We start from the raw sequence: 26,482 nt of genomic DNA, 5'->3' as shown, positions 1-26,482 counted from the left end.
TGCGGGAACGGTGTCGGTGGTGTGGCCACCGGCACTGTCGCCCCGCCGTCAGCGGTCTCGCGGCTCTACGCGCGTTGGAGGCTCAGCCCTGCGGCGGCGTGCGCCGCTCGCGCTCCTCCTGGGTCTCCTGGCCCGCCGGCTGCTGACCGGGCTGCTGCTGACCGGACTGCTGGCCGGCGCCCCCGCCGTAACGCTCCTGCACGGCGTCGGCGCCCTTGCTGATCTGGTCGTCGTACTTGTGCCCGGTACGTTCCTTCGCGTACTCCTCGGCGCGGTCCAGCATCTGGTCTGCCTGCTTGGAGTGCCCCCGGGCCAGGTTCTCGGCTTTCTTCAGCCACTCCGCTATGCGGCTCATGACCGTATCCCCCTCGTTTGTCCTGTCTCGGCCCCCTACCCCGGCTGCCGCGGATGATGTACCACCCGCCGGCCCCGCGTGAGCAGCCACAACACCCACGCCTGCACCAAGCCGGCCCCCACGAGCAGCGCGAGATACAGCTCCGACGGCAGCACATCGGCCACCGGGAGCAACATGATGAGCCACGAGCTCGGGGCCGTGACCATGAAGAGGTAGATGCCCTCAAGCCCCTGGCTGTCCGCCGCCAGCCGGGTACTGATCTCGACGTAGGCGGCGACCCCCAGGACGAGCAGCGCGTACGCCCCCGCGATCGCCAGACCGCGCCGCCACCGGTCGTAGCGCGACACGTACTCTCTCAGCGAACTCATTCCCCCAGCCTGTCAGGGGCGGGCCCGCGCCGGCCTGAGCATTCGTCCCCAGGCCCGCTGAGTACGCCGGCTCATCTTCGCCAGGGCGCTTGAGTCTCCAGTGAGGGGAGGCGCGAGAGTGGGGGCATGGACGGGGACACGCTCTACTCGATCGGCGACCTGGCCCGGCGGACCGGGCTCACGGTCAAGACCATTCGGTTCTACTCCGATCAGGGCATCGTGCCGCCCGCCGGCCGCAGCCCGGCCGGCTACCGCCGCTACGACCCGACCGCCCTCGCCCGCCTCGACCTCGTACGAACGCTGCGCGACCTCGGGCTCGACCTGGCCACCGTGCGCGCTGTCGTGGACCGGGAGATCTCCCTGGCCGAGGTCGCGTCCGCGCACGCGGCGGCCCTGGAGACCCAGATCCGCACGCTGCGCCTGCGCCAGGCCGTGCTGACGGCCGTGGCCAGGCGCGGCTCCACCCCTGAGGAGATGGAACTGATGCACGAACTCGCCCGACTGTCGCAGGCCGAGCGGCGCCGCCTGATCGGCGACTTCCTCGCCGCCACCTTCGGCGACCTGGACGGGGATCCGGCCTTGGCCGGCGTCATGACGTCGATGACGCCCGAGTTGCCGGAGGATCCCGAGGCCGAGCAGGTGGAGGCGTGGGTGGAACTGGCCGAACTCTCCCGCGACCCGGCCTTCCGCGCCTCGTTCCGCCGCCTGGCCGAACATCTGGCCGATCACCTGTCCGATCATCGGGCCGATCATCGGGCCGGACGCGGACGGGGTGGGGCGCAGGTCGCCGTCGTGCGGCCGGATGCGGCGGCCATGGTCCGGGATCGGGCCGCGCCCGCGCTCGCCGCCGGCATCGACCCGGCCTCCGCCGAGGCCGAGCCGTACGTGGCGGCGCTGCTCACCGCGACGGGACTCGGCGGCGCGACCCTGCTGGACCGGCTGGAGGCGGCCGCGGATCCACGCAGGGAGCGGTACGCCGAGCTGCTGGCCGTGATCAACGGCTGGCCACCACCGGAGAGCCTGGCCCCGGCCCTCACCTGGTTCATCACAGCACTACGCACCCACCTGCCCGACCGGGACGCCCCGCTGAGTCAGCCCGCGCCGAAACCCGTCCGCCAGGTGGGATGACGAGGGCGCCAGCCGCGTGAGCGGGCCAAGGTGTTGTCGGCGCCGCGTTGCCAGGCCAGCCGCCCCGCCGTCGGAGCGGGGGCGGGTGCGTCCACGGCGGCGGCGAGCGCCGGCAGCCACTCGCGGGCGGGCGCGGGTTCGTCGTCCACGATGTTGACCGGGCCCGACGGCCAGTCGAGTGCGGCGACGGCGGCCAGGGCCGCGTCCTCGACGTGGACGAAGGACGACACCGCGTCGTTCGCGACCAGGTCGCCGAGCATCCGCGCGGCGGGGTCGCCGGTTTCTCCGCGCAGCACGTCGGCGACCGGCCCGCCCGGCCGGTACCAGGTGCCGGGGCCGTAGAAGAGGCCGTAGCGCAGGATGACGTACCGGTCGAGCTCGGAGACGGCGTCTTCGAGCGCGCGCACCGCGGCGATCATGCCGACCCTGGGCTCGGGCGCCTGCTCGTCCAGAGGGGTGGCCTCGGTGGCGGGGGCGTCGCCGGGCTCGTACACCCAGGAGATCGACTGCGCCACGATGCGCGGCACGCCGGCGTGCCGGGCGGCGTCCACCAGGTTGCGGGTGCCGATCCTGCGGATGCGGCCGTTGTCGGCCGGGTTGCCGTCGCTCAGCGCGGTGAGCTGGTGGATGATCGCTTCGGGCGCGGCGGCGGCGACCGTCCGTTGGACGGCGTCGGCGTCGTAGACGTCGAGGCGCACACCGGACGCCCCCTGGCTGTCCAGCAGGGCCAGCCCCGCCTGTGTCCGGCTGGTCGCGGTGACCTCGTGACCGGCGGCAACGAGCGCCGGGACGAGGTACCGGCCGACGGCGCCGGTGCCGCCCGCGACGAAGATGCGCATGTGGGTACTCCTGTCAGTCCGATACCTGTTCTGCCGCCGTCGAGGCGCCGGCGACGGTGATCGCCGCCCAGCCCCGAGCGGCGCCTACCATACGCCCATGACCACGCACGGATTCACGATCACCGCCGAAGGTCCGTTCGACTTCGCCGACTCCCTGCGCTTCGTGGAGGACTGGCCTGCCACCAGCGCGCTGCCGCCCTCAGACGGCCGGGCGCTGCGTTTCGCCTACTGCGCGGAGTCGGACTGGCGGCCGATCGGGGTGAGCGTGACGGGGGCGCCAGGCGGGGTGGAGGTGGCGACGACGCGGGCGGCGGGGCCGGGCATCAGGGGCGAGGTGGCGCGGATCCTCTCCCTCGACGTGGACGGCGCCGGATTCGCCAAGCTGGGCGAGGCCGACCCGGTGCTCGGCGACCTCCAGCGGCTGCGGCCGGGGCTGCGGCCTGTGTGCTTCTGGAGCCCGTGGGAGGCGGCGTGCTGGGCGGTGATCGTGCAGCGCTCGTCGATGCTGGTCGCGTCCCGGATCAAGCAGCGCATCGCGGAGCGGTACGGCGCGCGGGTCGAGGTGGACGGGCAGCCGATCGCGGCCTTCCCACCGCCTGTCTCGCTGCTGGACGCGGGCGGTCTCGGGCTGCCCGCGCAGAAGGAGGAGTGGGTACGCGGGCTGGCCAGGGCGGCGCTCGACGGGCTGCTCACCACGGAGCACCTGCGCTCGCTCGCGCCCGAGGAGGCGCTGGCCGAGCTGCGTGGGCTGCCCGGGGTGGGGCCGTTCTCGGCGGGGCTGATCCTGATCAGGGGCGCGGGGGCGCCGGACGCGTTCCCTGGCGACGAGCCGCGGCTGTTCGCGATCCTGCGTGAGGCGTACGGGCTGGCGGAGGACGCCCCGCCGTCGGCGTACCGGAGGCTGGCGGACTCGTGGCGGCCCTACCGCTCGTGGGCGTCGTTCCTGTTCCGGGCGACCGCGTACGGCGTCATGAACGACGGCGAGCCACGCGATCGGACCCCTACCCAGGCATCCTGAGGCGACGCCGACCGGCACCATCGGTCCGCGCCACTGAACCGGAACCACCGGTCCGCGCCGCTGAGCCGGGCCGCTGAGCCGGGCCGCCGGGCGGCGTCGGCTGGTCTAGCCGGTTCGGCCCGCCGGCCTGCGGTGCACGCCCACCAGGTGACCGTTGTGGCGGATCTGGGCCTCGTCGTAGGGGCACACCGGACGGGTCACGTACGTCTCCGCGATGCTGTCGGCCTCGCCCCTGCCCACGCCCCAGCCGATCGTGTGCCAGCGCGGCCTGCCATCCTCGCTCGTGGTGTCCAGGACGGCGATCTCGAACAGCGCGGCGGCGGCGGGAGGTGTGCAGCGGACGTGCGCGGGCGAGCCGCCCGCGGTGGTGCGCTCATGCCGGTCGCCGGATCCCCGCTGGTCCATGTGGATCTCCCTTCGATGTCGCACATTCCCGGTCCGGGAGATGCATTCCCGATCTCCGGCGGGTCAGTCATCCCGCAGGCGGCGGCCCTCGCGAACGTCATGGACGGGCATGCGTTGCGCCAGCACTCGCCGTTCCGCCCGCCGTGGCGTGGCGACCGGGGCTAAGAACAGGGCGGTGGGATCGAATGAGACGCCGCGGCCCGGCCGGGTGGCGCCGTGGTCGGCGTGGCGAGCACAGTCGTGGTCAGCGTGGCGAGCACAGTCGTGGTCAGCGTGGCGGGCACAGTCGTGGTCAGCGTGGCGGGCAGGGCGGGCGTGGCTGGTTCTGGTGGCGCTGGGCTATGCGGTCGTCCAGCTCGTCGCGGTCGCTCCCGGGATGGGCCTGGGCTGGGACGAGGTCGTCTACGTCAGCCAGGTCGACCCGCGCGTGCCGGCGGCCGAGTTCATCGCGCCGCGCGCCAGGGGGATCACGCTGCTGGTCGCCCCCGTGGTGCTGGTCACCTCGTCCACCGAGGCGCTGCGGGTCTATCTGTGCGTGCTGTCCGCTCTGGGGCTGTACGCGTCGTTCGGCGTCTGGCTACGGGTGCGTCCCGGCCCCGTGGTGCCGGTCGCCGCCCTGCTGTTCGCGTCCACGTGGCTCGCGCTGTTCTACGGGAACGAGGCCATGCCGAACCTGTGGGTGGCCTTCGGCGCGGTGGCCGCCACGGGGTTCTTCCTGCGCTGCGTACGTCCGGAGGCGGGACTCGGGCCGGCGGCCGGGCTGGCGCTGAGCGTGGCGGCCGTGGCGCTGCTGCGCCCGCCGGACAACGTCTGGCTCGTGCTCCCGCTCGCGCTCGCCCTGGCCAGGCCCGGATGGAGGTGCCGGCGGGCCGGGGTCGCCCTCGTGGCCGGGCTGGCCGTGGGCTGGGCGGACTGGATCGTCGAGGCGTACGTGCGCTTCGGCGGCCTGGCGGCGCGCTGGCACGCGGCCGGTGCGGCGAACGAGACCGGCCTGCACGTTTCGCTCCTCGATCACGTCAGGGCGCTCGACGGGCCGCTGCTGTGCCGCCCTCCCGCGGACTGCGGGCCCGTCGTGACGCCGTGGCTGGTCTGGTTGATCGCGGTTCCCGTCCTGGCCCTGCTCGGCCTGTACGCCGCCCGCCGACACGACCGATCACCCACGGCCCGGCGCCACGATCACCCGGCCGAGGTCCCATGCCGCGATCAGCCGGCCGCGACCCTGCGCCCCAGCGACCCGCGTGTGCCCAGCGGTGTACCCTGCGGCGTGCCCAGCTTGCCGGGGTTCGTGCTGGCCGCCGGCTGCGGGCTGGCCATGGCCGTGCCGTACGCCTTCCTCGTCGGGTACGCGGCGCCCCGCTTCCTGCTGCCCGCGTACGCGCTGCTGGCCCTGCCCGTCGCGCACGCCGTGTGGTCGCCCGGCCGGCGCCCCGCCCTGGCCGGGCTCGTGGCCGCCGGTGTGGTGGCCCAGGTCGTCCTTCAGGGGATCACGCTGGAGAAGGTCGTCACGGGCGGGCTGGCCAGGCGCGGGGACGACGTCCGGGTGGCCCGCGCCCTGCTGGCCATGGACGTCAGGCCGCCCTGCCTGGTCTACGGCGAGCACGCGGTGATGATCGCCTACCGGATGGGCTGCCACGGCTACCCGGTCCTGAGCTGGCCGCAGGAGGCGCCGGCCCAGGTGCGCGGGGCGCCGGGCACGGGCACGCGGGTGGTGGCCGTGGACCGGGGAGGCCCGACGCCCGCGCCGTTCCTGCGGCCCTGGGAGGCGGCCGGGATGCCGGGCCGCTGGCACGCCTACCAGCTGCGTTGAACGGCGGCCAGCCCGCCGGGAGCGCTGGGTCCTCGTCAGCAGGCGGCCGGCTCTCCCCGACCGCTCAGCCGCCAAAACCGGTCACCTTCAAAAAGCCCGGTCACCCGCGAAGGCCGGTCAGTCCTCCGAGATCGGGATCCGGAGGACGAACCTGGCGCCAACGTCGGAGTCCTCCAGGGTCAGCGTGCCGAGGTGGATCGAGGCGATCTCGCGGGCGATGGCCAGCCCGAGCCCCGTGCCGCCGGCGTCGCGGCTGCGGGAGGCGTCGAGGCGGGTGAAGCGCTGGAAGACGATCTCACGCTGGTCCGGCGCGATGCCGGCGCCGTCGTCGACCACCTCGATCACGGCGTCGTCGCCTTCCTGCCGGGCGGTCACGACGATCTTCGACTCGGCGTGCCGTTCGGCGTTGTCGAGCAGGTTCGTCAGCAGGCGGGCCAGCTGGAGCCGGTCGCCCATGACGCGCAGGCCCGGCTGCAGCGTGGTGACGATCTGCTTGTGGCGCGGCCTCGCGGTCTCGGCGGCGATCAGCTCGCTCAGGTCGAGGGGCTCACGGTTGTCGGCGGCACCGGCGTCCAGCTTGGTCAGCGTGAGCAGGTCGGTCACGATGGCCTGGAGCCGGTCCAGGCTGGCCAGCACCGCGGCGCCCGTCTCCCGCCAGTCGGTGTCGTCGGGATGGAGCAGGGCGTCCTCGATCTGGGCGCGCATCGCCGTGATCGGGCTGCGCAGGTCGTGCGAGGCGTCGGCGGCGAACCTGCGCTGCCGTTCCATCAGTACCCGCTGCTGCTCCAGGGCCGACTCCAGCCGGCCCAGCATCTCGTTCGCGGTCTCCGACAGGGCCTTGATCTCGTCGTCGGACTCCGGCACGGGCACACGCATGCCGCCGCCGCCCGCGCTGATCTCGGCGAGCTTCCTGGTGATGTCGCCGACGGGCGCGAGCGTCTGGGCCACGACGCGCGAGACGCCGAACCAGGTCAGCGCGACCAGCGCCACCGCCAGGCCGATCTGGAACATGAGCACCTGCGGGCTCACGTACCAGGGGACGGCCGGGCCGAAGCCGTAGATCTTCCACTCCCCGTCCGGCTGGTACGCGATCAGCACCACCGCGATCTGGCACTGGTGGTCGAAGGCGGGCAGGTCGCACAGCACGGCGTAGTCGTTGGTCTGGCGCAGGTGGGGGATCTCGGCGGTCACCCGGGGCTGGCCGGCCAGGTTGGGGGTCCAGGCGACCGGCTCGCCCTGCGGGTTGAGTACCTGGAGGCCGTCGAGTCCAGCCGGGTCCAGCACCTGAGGCAGGTTGCCACGCTTGATCATGAGCAGCACCGTGATGGTCTTGCCCCTGATGTCGTGCGCCCTGGCGGCCGAGGCCTCATTGCGGATGCCGTACAAGACGGACGCGCTGACGACGATGTACAGCAGCAGCATCGCTATGCCGGCGAACATCGCCAGCCGTGTCCGCAGCGAGCGGCCCAACCGTGTGCTCACGCAGTCTCCCCCGAGGGTCAGCAGAACACAGCCGTCGCCTTCGCCGCTAACCTCGGGAGATTCCCCGACAAATCCGTTTCAGCACCCATAACGGTACATAGTCGCCGCAGGACCCCGGGCGGTGAGCACCCGCTCTGTCCGCGACTCAGCCCGCGGGCGCGGGGCCGACCGACTGGCCCGGCTCCAGGGCGCACGGGATCAGGACGTGCGGCGGCGCGTCCTGGACGCCTTCGAGCTGGTCGATCAGGGCGTCGGCGGCCAGGCGCCCCAGCTCGGGGGCCGGCGCCGCCATGACGGTCAGGGCCGGCTCGATCATCTCGCCCAGCTCGCGCGTGGTGGCCGCCGAGATGATGGACAGGTCCTCGGGGACGCGCCGCCCGAGCGCCCGCGACCCCTTGACCAGCCCCGCCGAGGCGCCCTCGTTGACCAGGATCACGGCCGTCGAGCCGGGGAAGTCCGCGCCGAGCACGCTCGCGGCCTCACGGCCCCCGGCGGACGTGCCCTCCACCGCGACGATGGCGGGCGGGGCCCCGAGCGGCGCGATGGCGTCGAGGTAGGCGGACTCGACCCGCGTGATCCGGCCTGGCTCGTGGCCGGCCTGCGCCTTCGTGCGCTGCGTGACCAGCGCGATGCGCTCGTGGCCGAAGGAGCGCAGGTGCGCGACCGCCCGCTCGATCGTGGTGGCGAAGTCGATGTCGACGTACGGCAGGTCGTCCTTCTCGGTACGGCCGATCAGCGCGAACGGCACCCCCGACGCCAGCAGCCGCTCGACCCGAGGGTCGCGGATCCGCACCTCCATGAGCAGCACGCCGTCCACGAGCCCGCCGGCCAGCAGGTGGGACATCTGCTCGTCGTCGTTGACCGGCCACAGCACCAGGTCGTAGCCGCGCTCGCGCGCCCCGTGGGCCGCCCCCATGACGAACTGGATCACCGTGGCGTTGGGCCGGGACTCCAGATCGGGGTGGAGCAGGGCGAGGATGCGCGTGCGCGAGCTGGCCAGGGCGCGGGCGACGACGTTGCGCCGGTAGTTGAGCTCCTGGATGGCCGCCTCGATGCGGGCGCGCGTCTCAGGGGAGACCCGTTTGCTGCCGTTGACGACGAACGAGACCGTGGCGATCGAGACGTTGGCCCGCTCGGCGACGTCGCGCATCGTGACCATCGAGGCCGCCTCCCCATCAGGCGCGGGCGTGCGAAGCACTGGCGACTATATCGCCCCGGGGGCTTCCATAAACGCTTGACTTGTTATTGACATCACCAACAGAACGGCGCAACATACTGCACAAGTGAGCATGGTAAAGCGCTTTGATAAATCAACGCCGACCGGCCGCGCGTGGCTCCGTACCGAAATCGCCGAACCCGCTGATCGAACGCCGAGGAAAGGACTGTCGTGGGAGCCATTCACGTCACGGTGTGGGGTGAGAACCGGCACGAGCAGGTCGAGCCGAAGGTCGCCGAGATCTATCCGGACGGCATGCACAACGCGATCCGGCGCGGCATCGAGGCCCGCCTGGACGGGCGGGCCACCGTGGGCACCGCCACGCTCGACGAGCCCGAGCACGGCCTGACCGAGGAGGTGCTGGCCGGCACCGACGTGCTCACCTGGTGGGGGCACGCCGCGCACGGCGAGGTGGCCGACGAGGTGGTGGATCGGGTGCACCGGCACGTGCTGTCGGGCATGGGGCTGCTGGTGCTGCACTCAGGCCACTTTTCGAAGATCTTCACCAGGCTCATGGGCACCACGTGCTCGCTGCGCTGGCGCAGCGAGAATGACCGCGAGCTGGTCTGGACGGTCGCTCCCACCCATCCCATCGCGCGCGGCATTCCCCACCCCATCGTGATCCCCGCCCAGGAGATGTACGGCGAGCAGTTCGACATTCCTGTGCCCGACGAGCTCGTCTTCATCAGCTCGTTCACCGGCGGCGAGGTGTTCCGCAGCGGCTGCACCTTCAGCCGCGGCAACGGCAGGATCTTCTACTTCAGCCCCGGCGACCAGGACTTTCCCGTTTACCACCATCCGGACGTGCTCCAGGTCATCGCGAACGGCGTCGAGTGGGCGGCCGGCGACCGGTCCAGGCGCGAGCTACCCGCGGTGCGGCGTCACGACACCGGCGACTTCTTCCCCAGCACGGCCCCGTGAAGCGGGCCCAGTGAGCGGGCTCCGCGTCGTCCAGGTCGGGGCGGGCGCGATGGGGCTGGCCTGGCTGCGTACGCTGGCCGCCTCCCCCGACGTCGAGGTGGTCGGGGTCGCGGACCTCGACGTGGCGCGGGCGGAGCAGGCCGTGCGCTCGGTCGGCGGCGGCGCCGAGGTGGGCGCCTCGCTCGGCACCCTGCTGGCGGCCACCCGGCCGGACGCCGTCGTGAACGTCACCGTCCCCGAGGCCCACACCGAGGTCAGCGTCGAGGCGCTGTTCGCCGGCGTCCCCGTCCTGTGCGAGAAGCCGGCCGCGCCGACGCTGGCCGAGGCGCTCGTGCAGGCCGCGGCCGCGCAGGCGTCCGGGCGGCTGCTGATGATCAGCCAGTCGCGCCGCTACTACGCCGCGCTGGCCGCCTACCGAGAGCGGATCGCCGCGCTCGGGCCTCCCGGCCTGCTCACCACCGGCTTCTACCGCGCCCCGAGGTTCGGCGGCTTCCGCGCCGAGATGCCGCAGCCGCTGCTGGTGGACATGGCCATCCACGCCTTCGACGCGGCCCGCTACCTGCTCGGGACGGAGCCGGTCTCGGTCGTGTGCGAGAGCTGGAACCCGTCATGGAGCTGGTATCGAGGGGACGCCTCCGCGACGGCGACGTTCCGCTTCGACGGCGGTGCCCGCTACGTCTACAGCGGAAGCTGGTGCGCGGACGGGCTGGAGACGTCGTGGAACGGCGAGTGGCGCGCGGTCGGCGCCGGCGGGAGCGCGACGTGGGACGGCGTGGACCGGGTCACCTCCAGCCTGGACGGCGCCGCCGACGTGCCGCCCGGCGCCGGCGAGGAGATCGCGGGGGCGCTGGCGGAGTTCGTCGCGGCGCTGCGGAGCGGGGTGGAGCCGTCCGGGTCCATCGTCCGCAACCTGGGCAGCCTGGCGATGGTCGAGGCGGCGGTCCGCTCGGCCGAGTCGGGCGGCGCCCGGGTCGAGCTCGCGGACCTGCTGGAACGTGCGTACCGCGACGCGCTGGCGTTGCCCGTCCGGCGGGAGGTTCGCGAGCGGCTGGTGTCCTGGGGAACGGCCGCGCCGGCCCGCGCACCCGCCGGAACGGGCTGACCGCCGCCCGCGCGCCTGCCAAAACGAGGCGGGCGCGCAGGGAGCGGTCAGTAGGTGCGGCGGTCAGTGGGTGCGGCGGTCGATGAGCATGTCGTCGTCGGGCAGGCTGGCCGCCTCCGGCAGCCGCCGCGCCTGCGGCACGTCCGCCCAGCGCAGCAGCGTGGCGGTGGCCGCCTGCCGGTCCGCCTCGGTCAGCCGCGCGATGCTCGCCCCGTGGTTGGAGCCGGGCGCGACGTAGAGGTAGGAGTCACGCCGGCTCGGGGTGAACCGCTCCGCGCTCCACGGGTCGTTCTGCCCGTAGACGAAGAGCATGCGCTCCGACCGGGTGCGCACCCAGTGGTCCACGTCGAGCATCGGGCGCGGGTCGTGCCGGGAGCGCAGCTCGGCGGGCAGCACCGAGTTGGGGTGGTAGAGGCCGCGGTGGCGGGTCAGCCCGCGCAGGTGCGCGAACTTCAGGTCGGGCCAGCCGAGCTGGGTGGACGCCTGGTAGTAGTACGGCCAGTAGTACTCCAGACCCTGGTCGGTGTAGAAGCCGAAGAAGGTGACGGCGTCGATCCAGGTGTACAGCTCCTCGTCCGTGGCGCTCGCGGGCGGCACGGCGGCGCAGTCCGCCTCGGACATGTACTGCCAGAAGGCCCACGCCGTGTCGAGGATCGTCATCTCGAACGAGCGGTCGGCGCTACCGAGCGTCCTCGTGAACGTGTAGCCGTTACGCGCGGCGTCGGCCTCCAGCAGCGCCACCATGCGGTCGCGGCGCTTGAGCGCCTCGCGCTGCACGGTCCGCAGCGCGGCGCGGCAGGCGGGGGTGCCGACGCGGTCGAAGAAGCGGTCGTAGATCTGGTCCGCCTGGTTCACCGGGTCGTCGGGCGCGACATAGGCCACCACGCCGTCCACGTCGGCGGGGTAGAAGCGGCGGTGGTAGACCGACGTCATGCCGCCCTTGCTGGCTCCGGTCTGGATCCATTTGCCGGAGTAGACGGTCTTGAGCGCCTGGACGATCCGGTGCTCGTCGGTCGCCTCTTGCCAGATCGTCAGGTCGTCCCAGTCGGCGGGCGACGGACGGGAGGGGCTGAAGAAGCGGTGCTCGACGGAGACCTGGTTGCCGTCCAGCAGCCGGGTCGGCTCGGTACGGGAGGCCGTGGGGGTGGCGGGCAGCCCGTATCCCCCGGTGTAGAGCACCACGGGCGCGTCGGCCGAGCGGTGCAGCAGGGTGAGCCGCTGCTGGAAGGTCCCCTTGCCGGGGTGGCGGTGGTCGGCCGGCTGGGTGAAGGTCATGACGAAGAACCGGTAGCCGGTCGGCTGGGTCTCCGACACCACGCTGAGCCCTGGGATGGCCTTGAGCCTGTCCAGCAGGTCGTCCTGCGCCGCGGCAGGAGGGGCGTTGAGCGTGAGGGCCGTCAGGACGGCCATCGCGGCCGCCAGCGCGGCCAGGAACCGGGATCGCACGGTATGCCGCTCCTTGGAGGGGGAGGAGGACCAGTACCGCCCGACCGTATACCGATCATCCCCCACCCGAACAGCCTCCTGCCGCCCCGCGCGTGCGCCGCGTTCAGCGCGGAGGGCCGTTCAACACAGGAAGCCGTTCAGCGCAGGGAGCCGTTCAGCGCAGGGAGCCGTTCAGCGCGGGGTCCCGTTCATCGCGGGAGCCCGTTTGCAGGACGGGGTGCCGTTCAGGTGGACGGTCGCCATGTCGCCGCCGGCCAGGGTGAGGACGACCAGGTCGTCCCCCTCGACGCGCACGCCGGGCGACGCCGGCGGGGTCCCGGCCAGCCAGACCAGGCTGACGTAGACGGCGGTGCCGCCGGGGTGGGCGCCGATCGTGTACGGGGTGGCCGAAAGGCGGCCGAAGGCGTTGGCTCCCTCGGCCGTGACGATCCCCGTGCCCGTGTACCCGTGCAGCGGCCGCACACCGCTGCCCAGCCCGTCCGGCCGCCTGGCCTCCCCCTCCCCCAGGTCGAGCGGCACCGGGGCGGCCAGGGCGTGACCGCCGTCGCGCACCTGACGCCCGGCGGGGGCGGTGACCCGGTGGATCCTGATCTCGGCCGCCCCGTCCACGACCGAGGCCGTCACCACCCGGACGGGGCCGTCCTGGTAGGCGGAGGCGGCGAAGCGGTCGGCGACGGCCAGGGGTTCGATCCGCCGCCTGAGCGAGGCGGCGCCGTCGGGGCCGAGGACGGCCAGGTGGTTGTCCACGTCTCCCGTCTCGGGTCCCGAGTGGCTGGTGTAGGCGAGCTTGAGGTAGTGCGGGTCGGGGGCGGCGTCCTGGTCCTGGACGCGGTCGCGGTCGCTGCCGTGGTTGATCAGCCGGACCACGCCGTCGTCGCGGGTGGCGTGCAGCAGCCAGCCGGGCGCGGGCATGGCGATCGACTGGTCGGCCAGGTCGACGGGCGCGGCCTGCTCGGGCTCCGTCCAGACGGGGTGCTCGGGGGGCAGCAGCAGGCCGAGGAACGCCTTACTGGCCCAGTACGGCGACGCCGGCCCCGAGTACGACTGCGTGACCGGCTCGAAGGCGTCGTACCAGCCGAGGGTGAGCAGGCCGCGCTCGTCGGGCGCGCCACGCTCGGCGAAGTGGCGCAGCACGCCGCTGGCGATGCGCCGGGTGCGGCCGGGCGACAGCGGCGTGGCGCCGGTCAGCGCGCCCAGCCAGAACGGGACGACCGTGGCGAACCGGTACGTCAGCGACCGCCCCTGGTGCACAGGCCCGCCGTCGGCGGCGAAGAAGTGCTGGTACTGGCCCAGGAAGCGGTGCAGCCGGGCGGCGTAGAGCTCCTGGCGGGCGCTGTCGCCGGCCATCCTGGCCCACAGCGACGGGTAGAGGTGCATGGCCCAGCCGCAGTAGTAGTCGAAGTTCTTGCCCTGGCCGTCGGAGTACCAGCCGTCGCCGGCGTACCAGCCCTCGATGCGCTCCAGGCCGCCCTGGATCTCGCCGGGTTCGTACGGCCCGCCCACCTCGCCCAGGAACTGCTCGACGACCACCCGGAACAGCACCCAATTGTTGTCCGGGGTGCGCCGCCCGATGAACCCGGCCAGCCAGGCCACCACCCGCTCCCGCTCGGCCGGGGCCAGCCGGTCGAACAGCCACGGGCGGGTCTCGTGCAGGGCGAGCGCGATCGAGGCGGCCTCGACGAGCTGCTGCGCCATGTCGGTCAGCGGCGGCCAGGCGTGCGGGTGCGCCGGGTCGGTGCCGGCCACCAGGCCGCTCGCGTACCGCTCGATCAGCGCGGGCGGCACCCGGCCGCCCGCGCCGGCGATCCTGAAGGCGGCGAGCAGGAACGTGCGGGCGAACCCTTCCAGCCCGTCGCTGACCGGCCCCGACCTGCTCGCCCGGCCCGGGAGACGGAACTGGGCGAAGCCGTCCGTCGCGTACGGGAGCACGGAGTCGAGCAGGTGGTCGGCCATGGCCTCCCAGTGCGCCCGGGTCCAACCGGTGTGACCGGACAGGTGGTCGTCGGACGGTGGGAGACGAAAAGCCATGAGGCGGAGGATACTACGCGGGTAAGCGCTTACCGACGCGGGGACCGCCTAGCCGGCGGTTCCACCGCCGCAGGCGCTGCGGATCTTGTAGAACCACGACAGGTACTGGGAGTGCACGTCACGGCCGCTGATCCGGAGCAGGGAGTCGTCGGCGTTCTCCAGCGTGGTGAAGTTCGCGCTGCCCGTGTAGACGCGGGGCGTGATGCCGCCGTCGTACGCGCCGTCGATCATCATCAGCTTCGTGTGCGGCACCACCGACCGGTTGCCGACGGTGAACCGGCACGGCCTGACCTGGAGATACTTGCCGTTCGACGCCTTGCGGGCGAGCAGGCCCCTGATGTAGTCGGTGACGTTCCGCTTCGCGGGGTCGTCGTAGTACACGATGTCGATCCAGCAGTTCTCGCCGCGCAGCCTGATCAGCTCGTCGGCGATCTCCTTCCTGGCGGCGTTGAAGGCCGTCAGGGCCAGGCGGATGTCCGTCTGCCTGCTCACGCCGTCGGCGTCCTTGTAACCGCATTCGACCAGCTTGAGCACGTTGACGATCGGGTCGCCCTCCGAGCTCAGACGGGGGAAGAAGTGCCCCTTGTACGTGGAGCCGGTGGGAGTCGTCCAGAAGTAGTCGGGGTTGACCGGCTTGAGCCGCCCGGCGCGCAGGTCCTTGAAGTAACGGACGTAGCCGTCGTAGACGGTGGGGTCGGAGAGGGTGAACCCGTCGTTGTAGGAGTTGTACAGGTACCAGTTCGACAGGTTCGACGAGCTCTGGAAGACGACCTTGTCGTAGGTGGTGCCGCCGGCGACGACGCGGGAGAAGGTGGCGAACTTGTCGTGCAGGTAGTTGCGGGCGATGCAGCCGCGGTTGACGTCCTGGCTCGGGTACTCGCACCGCACCGCCCACGACGCGGCCGTCTCCGTGGCGCCGAGCGCGGCACTGAGCTGCCCGAAGACGGCGTCGTTGCCGCCGTCGTCCTGGCTGTCCATGATGACCTGGACGCCGACGCCCCTCTCGTGCGCGGCGATCAGCGACGAGGCCACCTCGCTCGACCGGTCACCGGGGGCGAACTCGTGCATCGCGAACCGGATCTCGCCGCCCGCGGGGACGGCCTTGACGAGCCTGATGAGCTGATCCATCACGGCCGACTGCGCGGCGCTCGGGCTGCCGGCGACGCCCGAGTCGGCCGTCGGGTCGTTGAACACCGGCGCGTTCATCACCGGCGGGCCGCTCACGTCGGCCGCCGCCCCGGTGGCCGGCGCGACGCTTATGCTTAAGGCCCCGAGACAGGCCACGAGACAGGCCAGGACGGTGGGTGTCTTCATTCGCATGAGGGCTCCTGTACGTGATCACGGACGCCTGGGCGCACAACCGCATGATCTCGCTTCCCAGCGTCACCGGAGGGCGATCCGCATGATGCGCCCGGTGCTGTTGAGCCCTCGTTGAGCATCCGTTGAGCCCGCCCGCCACACCACGATCCCCGCGCTAGTCGCCCCGCGTACGGTTCAGCTCGCGCAGCGCGCGGGCGGCGGGCGTGCCCGGGTCCCCGGTGATGAAGACGACCTGCTGATCGTCGTCGGGGACCACGAGAATGTCGCAGTTCACCTTCAACATGCCGCCGCCCGGATGCGGCACCGTCTTCGTACGGTGGCCCGGCGCGTGCACCGGATTGGCCTCCCAGAGCTCGGCGAACTCCGCGCTCCCCGCCCGCAGCTCACGCAGCAGCCCGGCCAGCGCCACGTCTCTCGGGTACCGCTCGGCGGCCCGGCGCAGGCGGGAGACCACGACGCGGCCGAACTCCTCCCTGCCGGAGCTCTCGGGCAGCGGGCCGGTGCCCAGGAAGCGGCGGCGGGCCAGGTTGGGCTCGGTCTCGAAGTCCCCGCCCAGCAGGATGCGGGCGAGCGGGTTCCAGGCGACGACGTCGTAACTCGCGTCGGTGACGATGGCGCCCGCGTCGGGGATGCGGTCGAGCAGCCCGGACACGTCGGGACGAACGCGGCGTACCGGGCCGGGCGGCGGCGCGGGCGGCGCTCCGGCCAGCTGGAACAGGTGGGTGCGCTCGGCGCGGTCGAGCCGCAGCGCGCCGGTGAGCGCGTCGAGGACGCGCGGCGACGGGCGGGGCCCGCGCGCCTGTTCGAGCCTGGCGTAGTAGTCGACCGACATGTTCGCCAGCTCAGCCACCTCTTCCCTGCGCAGCCCCGGTGTCCTGCGCCGCCGGTCGGCGGGCAGCCCCACGTCGGCGGGACGCAGGCCCTCCCTCCGCGCCCGCAGGAAACGGGCCAGCTCCCGCTTGGCCACGCGCGTCTCCCCTCTCTTCCAGGGATCGGCTGTCCCTGGCTGAACCCCTGTCGCCGGGGGCATCGTCGAAGGCATGAACGACATCACGGCACCACGGGATTCCGTCGCGCTGGTCACCGGCGCCAACAAGGGGATCGGCAAGGAGATAGCCCGGCAGCTCGCGGACGCGGGCTGCACCGTCTACGTCGGCTCGCGCGACCTCGGCCGGGGCGAGCAGGCGGTCAAGGAGATCGGCGGCGACACCCGGCCGCTGGTCCTCGACGTCACCGACGAAGGGAGCATCGCGGCCGCGGCACGGGAGGTGGGCCGGCTGGACATCCTGGTCAACAACGCCGGGATCATGACCGACGACGCGAAGGCGCCCGACGCGGGACTCGACTCCTTCCGGCGTACGTACGAGACGAATGTCTTCGGCGTCCTCGCGGTCACCAACGCCTTCCTGCCCGCGCTGCGCCGCTCCCCCAGGCCCAGGATCGTGAACGTCTCCAGCGGCACCGGCTCGCTGACCTGGAGCGCGGACCCGTCGCACGGGTTCGCGGTCGCGGCCGGCTCGGCCGCCGCCTACCGCTCGTCCAAGGCGGCGCTGAACGCCCTGACGATCTACTACGCGCAGGCGCTGGACGAGGCGGGGTTCAAGGTGAACGCCCTGGCTCCCGGGCTGCGCAAGACCGATCTCACCGAGCGCGCCGCCTCGGGCGGCGACCCGGCCGAGGCGGCGGAGGCGGCCGTGCGGCTGGCCCTGCTTCCCGACGACGGCCCCACCGGCGCGTACGTCTCCTGGGACGGGACCACCGTCCCCTGGTAACGGCACAGGTGCTCCCGGCCGGCGGGACAATGGGGCTGACCCGGAAGATCGCCTTCCGCCGAGCCTGCTCTCGTGAGACGGAGTGAGTGTCATGCCCGCACCCGCGCGGTTGCTCGCCTTGCTGGCCGCGGTGACGGTGCTGGCGGGGTGCGCGCCCCACGGCGGCGCGGCGCCGGCGCCGGCCGACACATCTCTCGACCTCGCCACCACGACCCTGCTCACGAGCTTCGACACAGAAGACGCGACCGCCGGCACCCTGCCGTACTTCCAGGCGGTCTACGACACCCTGGTCAAACGCGAGCCGGACGGCACGCTCAGCCCCATGCTCGCCACCGGATGGGCCTACGACGCCGCCAGGACCACGCTGACGCTCACCCTGCGCACCGGCGTGCGGTTCGACGACGGCACCCCCTTCGACGCGAGCGCGGCCAAGGCGAACCTGGATCACCTCCGGCAGGGTGACGGCGTCGCGGCCGGCGCGCTGGCCGGGGTCGAGGCGGTCGAGGTGGTGGACGCCACGCGAGTGCGGCTGGTCCTGCCGGAGCCCGACCCCGGGCTGCTCGACTCGCTCAGCGGCCCGGCCGGCCTCGTGGCCGCCCCGTCGGGGCTGCCCGGTGAGGGGCTGCGGATCGAGCCGAGCGGCACCGGCCCGTACGAGCTGGACCAGGCCAGGACGGTGGCCGGCTACACGTGGGTGTTCACCAGGGCGGCCGGCTACCGGGGCGCGCGGCTCCCCTACGACACGATCACGTTCAGCTATCTCCCCGACGAGAGCGCGATCGTCACCGGCCTGACGGCCGGCCGGTTCGACGCCGCCCTGCTCCGCGACCCGGCCCAGCAGCTCGCCGTCAGGAACGACCCCAGGTTCAGCACCGTCGAGCAGGTCGCCGACCTTCAGGGCCTGCTGCTGTTCGACCGCGCGGGCGCGGTGGCGCCCGAGCTGAAGGACCCACGGGTGCGCAGAGCGCTCAACTACGCCGTGGACCGCCCGACCCTGCTGAGCAAGCTCCGGCAGGGCCGCGGCCAGGTCACCGGCCAGGTCTTCGGGCCCGGCACGGCCGGATACCGGCCCGAGCTCGACACCTACTACGCGCTCAACCGAGCCAGGGCGCGCGAGCTGCTGGCCGAGGCCGGGCTGGCGAACGGGTTCACGCTCCGGCTGCCGCGCGACCCGGCCGTGGTGAGCCCCGCGCTGGCCTCCTTGCTCAGGAACGACCTGGGCGCGGTCGGCGTGGAGGTGGTGTGGGAGCCGCTCGACCACGGCTCGGCCCTGCGGCGGATCCTGCTGGAGCAGGCGTACCCGGGGCTGGTCATGACGCTGCGCCAGTCGTCCGACGACTGGGCCGTGCTGCGCGACCTGGTGCTGCCGGGGCGGCTCAACCCGGCCGGCTACACCGACGCCACGGTGCGGCGGCTGCTGCCGAAGCTCAGGGACAAGCCGGCTGAGGCCGACCTCGAAGCGCTCAACCGGCATCTGGTCGAGGACGGCTGGTTCGTGCCCTTCTTCCGGATGACGTACCTGCACGTGTCCGACGGCACGGTGACGATCAGCCCGCAGGACGGCATGGCGGCGCCGTCCCTCTACGGTTACGCGCCCGCCCGGTGAGGGGCGCGGTCAGCTGAAGCCGTTGGGGCACAACCAGTCGCGGATGGTCGCGGGCGCGCTCCTGAGCAGGGACGGCTGGTCGGTCACCGAGCAGACGTTGCTGCCGTACTCGCCGCCGGTGAAGCCGCCGGCGTCCTGGGTCGCGATCAGTTTCACGCCGCCGACGCTCGGCGAGTCGATCCGGGCGGCCACCCACCGGCCCGAGCAACTCTTGCCGGTGACGCGGGCGTCGTCGGGCAGGCTGCCCTGGTTCAGCCGCTTCAGGTAGCTCAGCACGGCGGACGAGGTCGCGCACGGGATGGAGGGCCGGCGGGCTCGGCTCGGGCTCGGGGTCTCGCTCTCCTCGGGAGTCTTCGCGGCGCGCTTTTTCTGGCTCTTCTCCGGGGTTGGCTCGGGGGTCGGCTCGGGGGTGTCGTCGGGCGTCCGTTCCGGGGTGTCGGACAGCGTGTCGGACGGCGTGTCGGACGGCGTGTCGGACGGCGCCTCGCCGGAGCTCTCGGAGGTCTGCTCGGCGGCGTCGGCGCTGCCAGAGGACCTGCCCGGCGACACGAGCGCGCCCAGCACCCCGGACGAGCTCACCGCGATCACCACGCCCGCCACCACGACCGCGGTGGCGGCCGCCGCCACCGGCCACAGCGGCACCGTCACCCGTTTCCCGCCCCCGGCCGGGTCGGCCGCGCCCGCCCTGATCGCGGCCATCCTGGCGAGAACCTCGTGCGCGGCGGGCCGGGCCGCGCGGTCCTTGGCCAGGGCGGCGCGCACCAGGGCGCGCAGGGGAGCGGGCACCCCGGACACGTCGGGGTCGGCGCTCATGACGCGGTAGGCCAGCACCTCGGGCGGTCCAGTGCCGAACGGCGGCTGTCCCGTCGCCGCGTACGTCATCAGCGCGCCCCACGCGAAGACGTCGGCGGCGGCGTCGGCCTGCTCGCCCCGGTACTGCTCGGGGCTGATCCACCCCGGCGTGCCGATCAGGCCGCCGGTGCCGGTGAGCCCGCTCTCGTCGAGGGCCCGCGCGATGCCGAAGTCGAGCACCTTCGCGCCGGACGCGGACAGGATCACGTTGCCGGGCTTCAGGTCGCGGTGCACGACGCCGGCCCGGTGGATGTCGGTCAGCGCCTCGGCGATGTCCACGCCTAAGTCGGTCAGCCGCTCGTACGCCAGCGGCCCGTCACCACGGACGAAAGCGTTCAGGGTCGGGCCTGGGACGTACTCGGTGGCCAGCCACGGCGGCATCGCGGCGGTGTCGGCGGCGAGCACCGAGACCGTGCACCGGCCCCGTACGCGGGACAGCATGTCGACCTCGCGCACGAAGCGGGCGTGGAAGTCGGGGTCGGCGGCCAGCCCGGGATGGATCACCTTGACCGCGACCCTGGCGCCGTCGGGCGCGATGCCCGCGTAGACCACGCCCATGCCGCCGGCGCCCATCCGGCCCGCGATCCGATAGGGGCCGATGACCTCGCGCTCGTCCGCCGTGAGGGGGCCGAAGCCGCCGGAGTCGCTCATCGGGGCTCCCGATCGCCGGATCATCGAAACAGGGTGATCTTACTGATCAATGCCCGAATTGGCCCTCTTGGCGCTGCTGTATTCTCTTCGCATGCCCACCGACCCGCCAGCGCCGATGGGCCACGAGCAGTCACCGTCCTACCGGGGCCTGCTGACCGAGCGCATCGCGCGCCAGCTGGAGCACGACATCCGCTCGGGCGACATCGCGCCGGGCGCCAAGCTCCCGTCGGAGCGCGAGCTCGCCGTGCAGTTCGGCGCCAGCCGCAACGTGGTGCGCGAGGTGCTGCGGCGGCTGGAGGCCCAGCACCTGATCGAGGTGGCCCCCGGCAGGGGGTCGTTCGTCAGGGAGCAGTCGTCCGTCCAGGCCCGCAGCTACGACGCCCTCCACGCTGCCGCTGGCCGAGTTCCGCTACTGGGGCACGAACTGGCGGCGCGGCCCTGTGACCATGGCCGCCATCGCGGCGGTGGACACCGCGTTGAAGGACGTCAAGGCTACCGACGGCCACCTGCATCCTGGCGAGGAGCCGGGGCTCGGAGTGAAGCGCGATGAGCGGCCGACGGCACAGCATCCATACGGGCAGGCGTATCTGCCTGCCCGGCACGGTGCACGACTGTTGACGAGCTCTCCGGGCTGAAACCCGAAGATTCTGGCCCGTGCCGCCCCGTTCACGCGGCGGCACTGCCGTGGCTTCCTGCTTCGCGGGGCTGTGCCATCCCGAAGGATGGTCTGACCGGCCCTCCACAGGCGTTGAGCCTGTCCGCCCGTCCGGCGGCCAGGATATTGATCGCAGCGTTGATGTCGCGGTCGTGAACCGCGCCACACGCGCAGGTCCATTCCCGGACTTGCAGAGGCATCGCCTCGGTTACGTTTCCACACGCTGAACACAGCTTGGAGGAAGGAAACCATCGGCTGACCTTGGCGAATGTCCTGCCGTACAGTTTCGCTTTGTACTCCAGCATGTTCACGAACGCCGACCAGCCGGCATCGTGCACACTCTTGGCCAGCCTCGTGCGCGCCAGTCCGCCCACCGCCAGGTCCTCCACGAACACCGCTTGGTTCTCGCGGATGATCTGCGTCGAGAGCTGGTGGTGGAATTCGCGGCGGGCGTCGGCGACCCGTGCGTGCGCGCGGGCGACCTTGTGCCGGGCCTTGTCGCGGTTCTTGCTGCCCTTCTCTTTCCGGGACAGGACACGTTGAGCTTTCTTCAGCCGTTTCTCCGCCCGGCGCAGGAAACGCGGAGAGTCGATCTTCGTTCCGTCCGGCAGGACGGCGAAGTGCCCGAGCCCGAGGTCGATCCCGGTCTCGGCTTCGATGCCGGGCAGCCGTTGCGCGGTGACCTCGACCACGAAGCTGGCGAAATACCGGCCCGCCGCGTCCTTGATGACCGTGACCGAGGACGGGTCGGCAGGCAGGTCCCGTGACCAGCGCACCGCGACCTCGCCGATCTTCGGCAGGACGAGTTTCCCGTTCTGGCTCACCTTGAACCGGGCATTCTTGGTGAACCGGATCGCCTGCCGGTTGTCCTTGCGGGACCGGAACCGGGGCGGGGCGAGCTTCGGGCCCCTGCGCCTGCCCGACACCGATGCGAAGAAGTTCCGGAACGCCGTCGTGCAGTCGGCGAGCGCCTGCTGCAACACCACGGCTGACACCTCGCCCAGCCACGCCCGATCGGGGCGTTTCTTCGCCTCGGTGATGACCTGGCGCGACAGCTCGGCGTCACTCACGAACGGGAACCCGTTCTCATGGGCGTCGTTGCGCATGCGCAGTGCGTCGTTGAACACCGTCCGGGCGCACCCGAACGCCCGGCCCAGCGCGATCCGCTGGGCGGGGGTCGGGTCGATCCGGTAGGCGTACCGCAACTGCACCCGATCACCATACAGTTGGGCTATGGCCGGGGACAGCGATATCAGAACCGGCAGACACTGCGTTTTCCTGCTCCACGCTCATTTGGTTTTCGTGACCAAATTTCCGGCATCAGGTGTTCACCGACGCGCACCTGACCCGCCTGGAAGAGATCATGCGGGCCGTCTGCGCCGACTTCGAAACCGGCCTGGGAAACCGGCCTGGCCGAGTTCAACGGCGAGAACAACCACGTCCACCCGCTGATCGACTTCCCCCCAAGATCGCTCTGTCGAAAGCTGGTCAACAGCCACAAAGGTGTCTCCTCGCGGCCGATGCGACAGGAATTCCCCGAACTGGCCGCCCACTACTACCGGGCGAACAAGCTGTGGCCCAGATCCTCCTTCGCCGGCTCGGTGGGAGGCGCGCCGACCAGTGCCCTGCGCCAGTACATCGAACAGCAGAACCGACCCGTCTGAGCGGGTGGACGCCGGTCCGCCCGGTGGCGAATCGGCCGCTCTTACCCTGCTACGCGGGACGGTCGGCTTCACCCCCGGGCTGAAGCCCGGAGCACTGCCGACAATTCTGGTAGCCGGTCAGAAGTACTGCCCGATGTGGAAATGGCGCACCGTGAGCGGCAGCGCGTCCCGGCTGAGCACCTTGACCTTCCGCAGGCCGCTCGGCTTGTGGATGGTCACCTTGACGCACTTCATCCGCACCACATGGTCGCCCGGGGGCGCGTAGCGGGAGATGATCACGGCCCGCCGGCCGAAGCCCCGGCTCGTCAGGCCCACGCCCACCTCGCGGTAGCGGCGCCATGAGCCTTTCAGCATGAACGCGGTGGAGCCGAGGATCGCGTGGTTCGCCTCGACGGGGCAGTGCAGGAGGACCCTGAGGACGTCGTTCTGGTGCGGTGCCTCGGGTGAGATGCGGAAGGACGTGAGCTTGCGCCACTTCGGCTCGTCGTCGTTGTCGTTGTCGTCGGTGGCGGCGGCAGTGGCGGCGGCAGTGGCGGTGGGAGTGGCGGCGGCAGTGGCGGTGGGAGTGGCGGCGGCAGTGGCGGTGGGAGTGGCGGCGGCAGTGGCGGTGGGAGTGGCGGCGGTGGCGGCGGCCGGTGGGGCGCTCAGGGGGACGGCGGCCGGCGAGGCGGCGAGGGCGAGCGCCGCCGCCACGCTCGTGATGGACCGCATCCGCCCTCCTCGCACACCGTGATCGCAGTGCTCCCCATTGTGACGAACGCGCTCCCGCCCTGGCCGGTGCCACGCCGAACGCCGTCTCGTCGCCGCCCGTCGCCGCCCGTCGCCGCCCGTCACTGGCTGTCACTGGCCGTCACTGGCCGTCACTGGCCGTCGCCGGTCCTGTCGACCGCCGTCACCCCACGTCAGCCATCGGTTCCGAGCGCACGGCGTACCGCCTCCTCGGAGCGGGCGACCACCGCCGATCCGTCGTCGGCGGTGATGATCGGGCGCTGGATCAGGATCGGATCCTTCGCCAGCGCCTCGATCCACCGCTCGCGGTGGGCGGCGTCGCGCGGCCAGGCGTCCAGACCCAGCTCGGCCGCCCGTGCCTCACCGGTCCTGGTGATGTCCCACGGTTCGAGGCCGAGCCGGGCCAGGACCTCGCGCAGCTCCGCCTCGTCCGGCGGGTCCTCCAGGTAGTGCCGCACGGTGTAGTCGGCAGCCTCGGCGTCCAGGACGGACAGGGCGGAGCGGCACTTCGAACAGGCGGGGTTGATCCAGATCTCCATGACCCACGACCGTACCGGCGGCCTCAAGCGAGGACGGTGAGCAGGACGAGCACGAGCGTGATGACGGCCAGCAGCCCGTGCCCGACGACGACCGCGACGGGGAAGTGCCGCTCGGCCGGCGCGACGGCTCCGGAGGCACCGGGGACGGTGATCTCGGAGGCGGCGGTCGTGGGGGCCGCGGTCTCCGGGGCGGGGGCGCGGTAGATCGGGATCCAGCGGGCCAGCATGACGAAGCCGAGCAGGGCCACCGGCACCAGGATGATCAGTGCCGTCCAGGCGAGGCCGGTCGAGCGGGTCGCCAGGTAGAGGATCCAGGCGACCAGCCCGGCGGCGGCGAGCAGCAGATGCCCGAAGACCACCGGGGTGGGCAGCCGGGTGCCGGCGCCCTCCTCGCGGCGCAGGCCGCCCCGGGAGATCCAGATGCCCAGCAAGGCGAAGCCGCCGAGCGCGGTGACGATCCAGGTGATGAGTGCGGCGATGTCCATGATCCTCCTTCTCGGATCAGGTACGGATCGGGTGCGGATGGGGGTGCAGGCCAGGTGCGGATCGAGTCCGGACCAGGCACGGATCAGGTGTGGAAACCCTCGGCCTGCGTCTTCTCGTCGGCGACGCGGACGCCGTAGCGGTAGGCGAGCTTGCCTCCCAGGTAGCCCGAAACCGTCAGTGCGGCCAGGCTGACGGCCGACAGGACCACCTGCCCGGCGGCGACCGGCTCGGCCGTGGCGCCGCCGGCGGCGCGCCAGGCCCAGGCCAGGCCGTATGCGGCGGTGACCGTCAGGTTGAGGCACATGTGCACGATCCCCGTGCGGTACGCGGCGGTCCCCCGTTCGATGCCGAGGAAGTCGAGGAACCCGAGCAGGGCCGCCCCCAGCGCCCCGAGCACACCGGTCGCGATCAGCCAGAGCGAGCCCCTGACCAGGAAGGCAGGGTCGGGCACGACGTACGAGGCGAGGTCGAAGACCAGGCTCGTCACCCAGGCGCCGATGGGCACGGTGACCAGGATCGGATGGAACGGGTGCCCGTACGGGCCGGCGAGAGCGGTCGCCGGGCGCTTGGCGCGATGCAGTGGACTCGTCACGGCCCACCTCCTATTTGCCAATAAGTTTTGGCTTTATTCGGCCTGCGGTCTATGGCCACGCAGCTAGATGAGGCTGTCCTCACCATTTGACCCACTGTCCTGGGTGTTACTCTCACCGCATGAGCTCAGCGCTCGAAGCCGTCGCGGTGCTCGGCGACGACCTGCGACGCCGCCTCTACGACCACGTCCGCCGCTCGCCTGCCCCCGTGACCCGCGACGAGGCGGCGCGCGACGCGGGCATCTCGCGCAAGCTCGCCGCCTTCCACCTCGACAAGCTCGTCGCCGTCGGCCTGCTCTCCGTCTCCTACGCCCGCCCGGCCGGCCTGCGCCGTGCGGGCCGTACGCCCAAGGTGTACGCACCGGCCGAGACGAGCCTGCAGATCAGCATCCCGCCGCGCGAGCACGGCCTGCTGGCCGGCATCCTGCTGCGGGCCGTACGTCACCAAGCCCCCGGCGAGAGCGGCACCGACGCTGCGCTGCGCTCGGCCGCCTCCCACGGGCGGTCACTGGGCGCGGCCGACCGCGACCGGCTCAGGCCAGGGCGGCTCGGCCCGGAACGGGCCCTCACCTACGTCGCCGACCTGCTCGAACGCCACGGCTTCGAACCGTCCCGCGACGCCCCCACCCGGATGACCCTGCGCAACTGCCCGTTCCACCCGATGGCGGCCGACGACCCCGACCTCGTCTGCGCCATCAACCACGCCTTCGTCTCCGGCCTCCTCGACGGTCTCGGCGCCACCACGCTCGACACCACCCTCGCGCCCAGACCCGACGGCTGCTGCGTCGCACTCGCCCCCAGGACACCACCCGCTTGACCTTGACACCGGCGTCAACGTCTACCCTCGGTCTCCCGGCCTCGACGAACGGACGCCCATGACCCCCGACCACGACACTTCCGGCGGCACTTCCGAGGGCACGCCGCACAACACTCTCCGCGACATCCTCCTCGACCACGACCAGAGCTTCTTCAACGCTCTGACGAGCGGTGACGCCGGCCGGCTGAAGGAGCTGCTGTCGGACGACTTCCTCCTCGTGAGTGTCGAGGACGGCGCCGTCGCCGACAAGGAGACGGTCATCGGCCTGCTCGCGTCCGGGGCTCTGGAGTTCCCGAGGATCGAGTCGTTCCCCGGTGAGGCGATCGTGCGGGTGGTCGGGGACGTGGGGATCGTCGTCGGGCGTACCGGGATGAACTTCACCAACCCCGACGGCACCCCGTTCAGCGCCGCGAGCCGGTACACCCATGTGTACGCCGCCTCCTCCCCCGGCCTCTGGCACCTCGTCTCCGCGCAGGGCACCACGATCAAGGCGTGAGGTCTGGACGGGGGCGGGCCGGGATCGCATCATCGGGGGCGAACCCATCAGAAGGGGGAGCTCCCATGCGCGCTGCCGTCAGGTTCGTCATCCTGCTCGCCGTCGCACTGGTCGCCCTGGTGATCACCCAGGTCGCGGCCACCGCCGCCACGGCCATCGAGTACGGGCTCATCGCCTGATCACCCCACCG

General features: G+C 72.2%; 25 protein-coding genes and 2 pseudogenes. 11 read left to right on the top strand and 16 right to left on the bottom strand.

All coding sequences use genetic code 11. The annotated features are described in order from the left end of the window. Nucleotides 1–82 precede the first annotated feature (82 nt). Nucleotides 83–355 (bottom strand): antitoxin, encoded by a 273-nt coding sequence (locus AB0C27_RS40115; protein ID WP_357855790.1) that lies wholly within the window; start codon nucleotides 353–355, stop codon nucleotides 83–85. Between the two features lie 35 nt (nucleotides 356–390). Beyond that, nucleotides 391–723 carry a hypothetical protein gene (locus tag AB0C27_RS40110; RefSeq protein ID WP_357855787.1) on the bottom strand — a complete coding sequence of 111 codons (333 nt, stop codon included), beginning with the start codon at nucleotides 721–723 and terminating at the stop codon, nucleotides 391–393. A 126-nt stretch (nucleotides 724–849) separates the two neighbouring features. Between AB0C27_RS40110 and AB0C27_RS40105 the strand changes: the two genes are divergently transcribed. After that, nucleotides 850–1,851: a MerR family transcriptional regulator gene (locus AB0C27_RS40105; RefSeq protein WP_357855784.1), complete on the top strand. Its 1,002-nt coding sequence runs from the start codon at nucleotides 850–852 to the stop codon at nucleotides 1,849–1,851. Here the strand turns inward: AB0C27_RS40105 and AB0C27_RS40100 are convergent. Beyond that, entirely contained in the window at nucleotides 1,815–2,690 is an 876-nt protein-coding gene (locus AB0C27_RS40100; protein ID WP_357855782.1) for an NAD(P)-dependent oxidoreductase, read from the bottom strand. The two genes, AB0C27_RS40105 and AB0C27_RS40100, sit on opposite strands and share 37 nt — an antisense overlap. A gap of 97 nt (nucleotides 2,691–2,787) precedes the next feature. On the opposite strand from AB0C27_RS40100, the gene AB0C27_RS40095 reads away from it, so the two are divergent. Then, complete coding sequence (locus AB0C27_RS40095) at nucleotides 2,788–3,708, top strand: hypothetical protein (RefSeq protein WP_357855779.1); 921 nt, start codon at nucleotides 2,788–2,790, stop codon at nucleotides 3,706–3,708. Between the two features lie 105 nt (nucleotides 3,709–3,813). On the opposite strand, the gene AB0C27_RS40090 is transcribed toward AB0C27_RS40095, so the two are convergent. Next, a complete protein-coding gene (locus AB0C27_RS40090; RefSeq protein ID WP_357855776.1) occupies nucleotides 3,814–4,113 on the bottom strand; it encodes a hypothetical protein in 300 nt (99 codons plus the stop codon). Nucleotides 4,114–4,441: 328 nt separating this feature from the next. On the opposite strand from AB0C27_RS40090, the gene AB0C27_RS40085 reads away from it, so the two are divergent. Beyond that, a complete protein-coding gene (locus AB0C27_RS40085) occupies nucleotides 4,442–5,920 on the top strand; it encodes a hypothetical protein (RefSeq protein ID WP_357855773.1) in 1,479 nt (492 codons plus the stop codon). 117 nt (nucleotides 5,921–6,037) lie between these two features. Here the strand turns inward: AB0C27_RS40085 and AB0C27_RS40080 are convergent, their stop codons facing one another. Next, nucleotides 6,038–7,402 carry a HAMP domain-containing sensor histidine kinase gene (locus AB0C27_RS40080; RefSeq protein WP_357855770.1) on the bottom strand — a complete coding sequence of 455 codons (1,365 nt, stop codon included), beginning with the start codon at nucleotides 7,400–7,402 and terminating at the stop codon, nucleotides 6,038–6,040. Nucleotides 7,403–7,547: 145 nt separating this feature from the next. Then, nucleotides 7,548–8,561: a LacI family DNA-binding transcriptional regulator gene (locus tag AB0C27_RS40075; RefSeq protein WP_357855767.1), complete on the bottom strand. Its 1,014-nt coding sequence runs from the start codon at nucleotides 8,559–8,561 to the stop codon at nucleotides 7,548–7,550. A 228-nt stretch (nucleotides 8,562–8,789) separates the two neighbouring features. On the opposite strand from AB0C27_RS40075, the gene AB0C27_RS40070 reads away from it, so the two are divergent. Both AB0C27_RS40070 and AB0C27_RS40065 read left to right on the top strand, forming a co-directional pair. Then, nucleotides 8,790–9,539 (top strand): ThuA domain-containing protein, encoded by a 750-nt coding sequence (locus AB0C27_RS40070; RefSeq protein WP_357855764.1) that lies wholly within the window; start codon nucleotides 8,790–8,792, stop codon nucleotides 9,537–9,539. Nucleotides 9,540–9,549: 10 nt separating this feature from the next. Further along, nucleotides 9,550–10,641, top strand: coding sequence for a Gfo/Idh/MocA family oxidoreductase (locus AB0C27_RS40065; RefSeq protein ID WP_357855761.1), 1,092 nt, complete (start codon nucleotides 9,550–9,552; stop codon nucleotides 10,639–10,641). Nucleotides 10,642–10,704: 63 nt separating this feature from the next. Here AB0C27_RS40065 and AB0C27_RS40060 read toward each other — a convergent pair whose 3' ends face one another. The 4 genes from AB0C27_RS40060 to AB0C27_RS40045 all read right to left on the bottom strand — a co-directional run bounded on the left by AB0C27_RS40060 (nucleotide 10,705) and on the right by AB0C27_RS40045 (nucleotide 16,402). Then, entirely contained in the window at nucleotides 10,705–12,087 is a 1,383-nt protein-coding gene (locus AB0C27_RS40060; RefSeq protein ID WP_357855758.1) for a S28 family serine protease, read from the bottom strand. Between the two features lie 171 nt (nucleotides 12,088–12,258). Beyond that, the gene (locus AB0C27_RS40055; protein ID WP_357855755.1) at nucleotides 12,259–14,115 is read right to left on the bottom strand and encodes a DUF2264 domain-containing protein; all 1,857 of its coding nucleotides are present in this window, start codon (nucleotides 14,113–14,115) and stop codon (nucleotides 12,259–12,261) included. 48 nt (nucleotides 14,116–14,163) lie between these two features. Beyond that, complete coding sequence (locus AB0C27_RS40050; protein WP_357855753.1) at nucleotides 14,164–15,435, bottom strand: phospholipase D-like domain-containing protein; 1,272 nt, start codon at nucleotides 15,433–15,435, stop codon at nucleotides 14,164–14,166. Between the two features lie 154 nt (nucleotides 15,436–15,589). After that, entirely contained in the window at nucleotides 15,590–16,402 is an 813-nt protein-coding gene (locus tag AB0C27_RS40045; RefSeq protein ID WP_357855750.1) for a helix-turn-helix transcriptional regulator, read from the bottom strand. Nucleotides 16,403–16,475: 73 nt separating this feature from the next. Here AB0C27_RS40045 and AB0C27_RS40040 point away from each other — a divergent pair, with 73 nt between their 5' ends. Together AB0C27_RS40040 and AB0C27_RS40035 are read left to right on the top strand one after the other, a co-directional pair. After that, nucleotides 16,476–17,207 (top strand): SDR family oxidoreductase, encoded by a 732-nt coding sequence (locus AB0C27_RS40040; protein ID WP_357855747.1) that lies wholly within the window; start codon nucleotides 16,476–16,478, stop codon nucleotides 17,205–17,207. A gap of 91 nt (nucleotides 17,208–17,298) precedes the next feature. Beyond that, on the top strand, nucleotides 17,299–18,813 hold the full coding sequence (locus AB0C27_RS40035; protein ID WP_357855743.1) for an ABC transporter substrate-binding protein: 1,515 nt from the start codon (nucleotides 17,299–17,301) through the stop codon (nucleotides 18,811–18,813). Between the two features lie 9 nt (nucleotides 18,814–18,822). Here AB0C27_RS40035 and AB0C27_RS40030 read toward each other — a convergent pair whose 3' ends face one another. Beyond that, nucleotides 18,823–20,316: a serine/threonine-protein kinase gene (locus tag AB0C27_RS40030; RefSeq protein ID WP_357855740.1), complete on the bottom strand. Its 1,494-nt coding sequence runs from the start codon at nucleotides 20,314–20,316 to the stop codon at nucleotides 18,823–18,825. Nucleotides 20,317–20,365: 49 nt separating this feature from the next. Here AB0C27_RS40030 and AB0C27_RS40025 point away from each other — a divergent pair. Continuing rightward, nucleotides 20,366–20,647: pseudogene (locus AB0C27_RS40025) on the top strand (winged helix-turn-helix domain-containing protein); the annotation flags it as partial. 335 nt (nucleotides 20,648–20,982) lie between these two features. On the opposite strand, the gene AB0C27_RS40020 reads toward AB0C27_RS40025, so the two are convergent. After that, nucleotides 20,983–22,182, bottom strand: a complete 1,200-nt coding sequence (locus AB0C27_RS40020; RefSeq protein WP_357855737.1) for a transposase — start codon at nucleotides 22,180–22,182, stop codon at nucleotides 20,983–20,985. Nucleotides 22,183–22,204: 22 nt separating this feature from the next. Here AB0C27_RS40020 and tnpA point away from each other — a divergent pair. Further along, a pseudogene (tnpA, locus tag AB0C27_RS40015) lies at nucleotides 22,205–22,635 on the top strand (IS200/IS605 family transposase). A gap of 117 nt (nucleotides 22,636–22,752) precedes the next feature. Here the strand turns inward: tnpA and AB0C27_RS40010 are convergent. The 4 genes from AB0C27_RS40010 to AB0C27_RS39995 all read right to left on the bottom strand — a co-directional run bounded on the left by AB0C27_RS40010 (nucleotide 22,753) and on the right by AB0C27_RS39995 (nucleotide 24,981). Beyond that, complete coding sequence (locus AB0C27_RS40010) at nucleotides 22,753–23,346, bottom strand: hypothetical protein (protein ID WP_357855734.1); 594 nt, start codon at nucleotides 23,344–23,346, stop codon at nucleotides 22,753–22,755. A 191-nt stretch (nucleotides 23,347–23,537) separates the two neighbouring features. Next, the gene (locus tag AB0C27_RS40005; RefSeq protein WP_357855731.1) at nucleotides 23,538–23,903 is read right to left on the bottom strand and encodes an arsenate reductase family protein; all 366 of its coding nucleotides are present in this window, start codon (nucleotides 23,901–23,903) and stop codon (nucleotides 23,538–23,540) included. Nucleotides 23,904–23,926: 23 nt separating this feature from the next. Then, nucleotides 23,927–24,388, bottom strand: a complete 462-nt coding sequence (locus tag AB0C27_RS40000) for a hypothetical protein (protein WP_357855728.1) — start codon at nucleotides 24,386–24,388, stop codon at nucleotides 23,927–23,929. A gap of 83 nt (nucleotides 24,389–24,471) precedes the next feature. Next, complete coding sequence (locus AB0C27_RS39995) at nucleotides 24,472–24,981, bottom strand: DUF2231 domain-containing protein (protein WP_357855725.1); 510 nt, start codon at nucleotides 24,979–24,981, stop codon at nucleotides 24,472–24,474. A 119-nt stretch (nucleotides 24,982–25,100) separates the two neighbouring features. Between AB0C27_RS39995 and AB0C27_RS39990 the strand changes: the two genes are divergently transcribed. Both AB0C27_RS39990 and AB0C27_RS39985 read left to right on the top strand, forming a co-directional pair. Continuing rightward, nucleotides 25,101–25,796 (top strand): helix-turn-helix domain-containing protein, encoded by a 696-nt coding sequence (locus AB0C27_RS39990; protein WP_357855723.1) that lies wholly within the window; start codon nucleotides 25,101–25,103, stop codon nucleotides 25,794–25,796. Between the two features lie 58 nt (nucleotides 25,797–25,854). Further along, nucleotides 25,855–26,292 carry a nuclear transport factor 2 family protein gene (locus AB0C27_RS39985; RefSeq protein ID WP_357855721.1) on the top strand — a complete coding sequence of 146 codons (438 nt, stop codon included), beginning with the start codon at nucleotides 25,855–25,857 and terminating at the stop codon, nucleotides 26,290–26,292. The last annotated feature ends 190 nt before the right edge of the window (nucleotides 26,293–26,482 follow it).

It is taken from the genome of Nonomuraea sp. NPDC048882 (assembly GCF_040649755.1).
Classification (GTDB): Bacteria; Actinomycetota; Actinomycetes; order Streptosporangiales; family Streptosporangiaceae; genus Nonomuraea; species Nonomuraea maheshkhaliensis.
The sequence above is the reverse complement of the archived record's forward strand: the minus strand, read 5'-3'. Positions and strand labels throughout refer to the sequence as shown.

Coding starts and splice junctions, on each gene's coding strand:
- AB0C27_RS40115 (WP_357855790.1), bottom strand. CDS start 355: ATGAGCCGCATAGCGGAGTGGCTGAAGAAAGCCGAGAACCTGGCCCGG.
- AB0C27_RS40110 (WP_357855787.1), bottom strand. CDS start 723: ATGAGTTCGCTGAGAGAGTACGTGTCGCGCTACGACCGGTGGCGGCGC.
- AB0C27_RS40105 (WP_357855784.1), top strand. CDS start 850: ATGGACGGGGACACGCTCTACTCGATCGGCGACCTGGCCCGGCGGACC.
- AB0C27_RS40100 (WP_357855782.1), bottom strand. CDS start 2,690: ATGCGCATCTTCGTCGCGGGCGGCACCGGCGCCGTCGGCCGGTACCTC.
- AB0C27_RS40095 (WP_357855779.1), top strand. CDS start 2,788: ATGACCACGCACGGATTCACGATCACCGCCGAAGGTCCGTTCGACTTC.
- AB0C27_RS40090 (WP_357855776.1), bottom strand. CDS start 4,113: ATGGACCAGCGGGGATCCGGCGACCGGCATGAGCGCACCACCGCGGGC.
- AB0C27_RS40075 (WP_357855767.1), bottom strand. CDS start 8,561: ATGGTCACGATGCGCGACGTCGCCGAGCGGGCCAACGTCTCGATCGCC.
- AB0C27_RS40055 (WP_357855755.1), bottom strand. CDS start 14,115: ATGGCTTTTCGTCTCCCACCGTCCGACGACCACCTGTCCGGTCACACC.
- AB0C27_RS40050 (WP_357855753.1), bottom strand. CDS start 15,435: ATGCGAATGAAGACACCCACCGTCCTGGCCTGTCTCGTGGCCTGTCTC.
- AB0C27_RS40040 (WP_357855747.1), top strand. CDS start 16,476: ATGAACGACATCACGGCACCACGGGATTCCGTCGCGCTGGTCACCGGC.
- AB0C27_RS40035 (WP_357855743.1), top strand. CDS start 17,299: ATGCCCGCACCCGCGCGGTTGCTCGCCTTGCTGGCCGCGGTGACGGTG.
- AB0C27_RS40030 (WP_357855740.1), bottom strand. CDS start 20,316: ATGAGCGACTCCGGCGGCTTCGGCCCCCTCACGGCGGACGAGCGCGAG.
- AB0C27_RS40010 (WP_357855734.1), bottom strand. CDS start 23,346: ATGCGGTCCATCACGAGCGTGGCGGCGGCGCTCGCCCTCGCCGCCTCG.
- AB0C27_RS40005 (WP_357855731.1), bottom strand. CDS start 23,903: ATGGAGATCTGGATCAACCCCGCCTGTTCGAAGTGCCGCTCCGCCCTG.
- AB0C27_RS40000 (WP_357855728.1), bottom strand. CDS start 24,388: ATGGACATCGCCGCACTCATCACCTGGATCGTCACCGCGCTCGGCGGC.
- AB0C27_RS39990 (WP_357855723.1), top strand. CDS start 25,101: ATGAGCTCAGCGCTCGAAGCCGTCGCGGTGCTCGGCGACGACCTGCGA.
- AB0C27_RS39985 (WP_357855721.1), top strand. CDS start 25,855: ATGACCCCCGACCACGACACTTCCGGCGGCACTTCCGAGGGCACGCCG.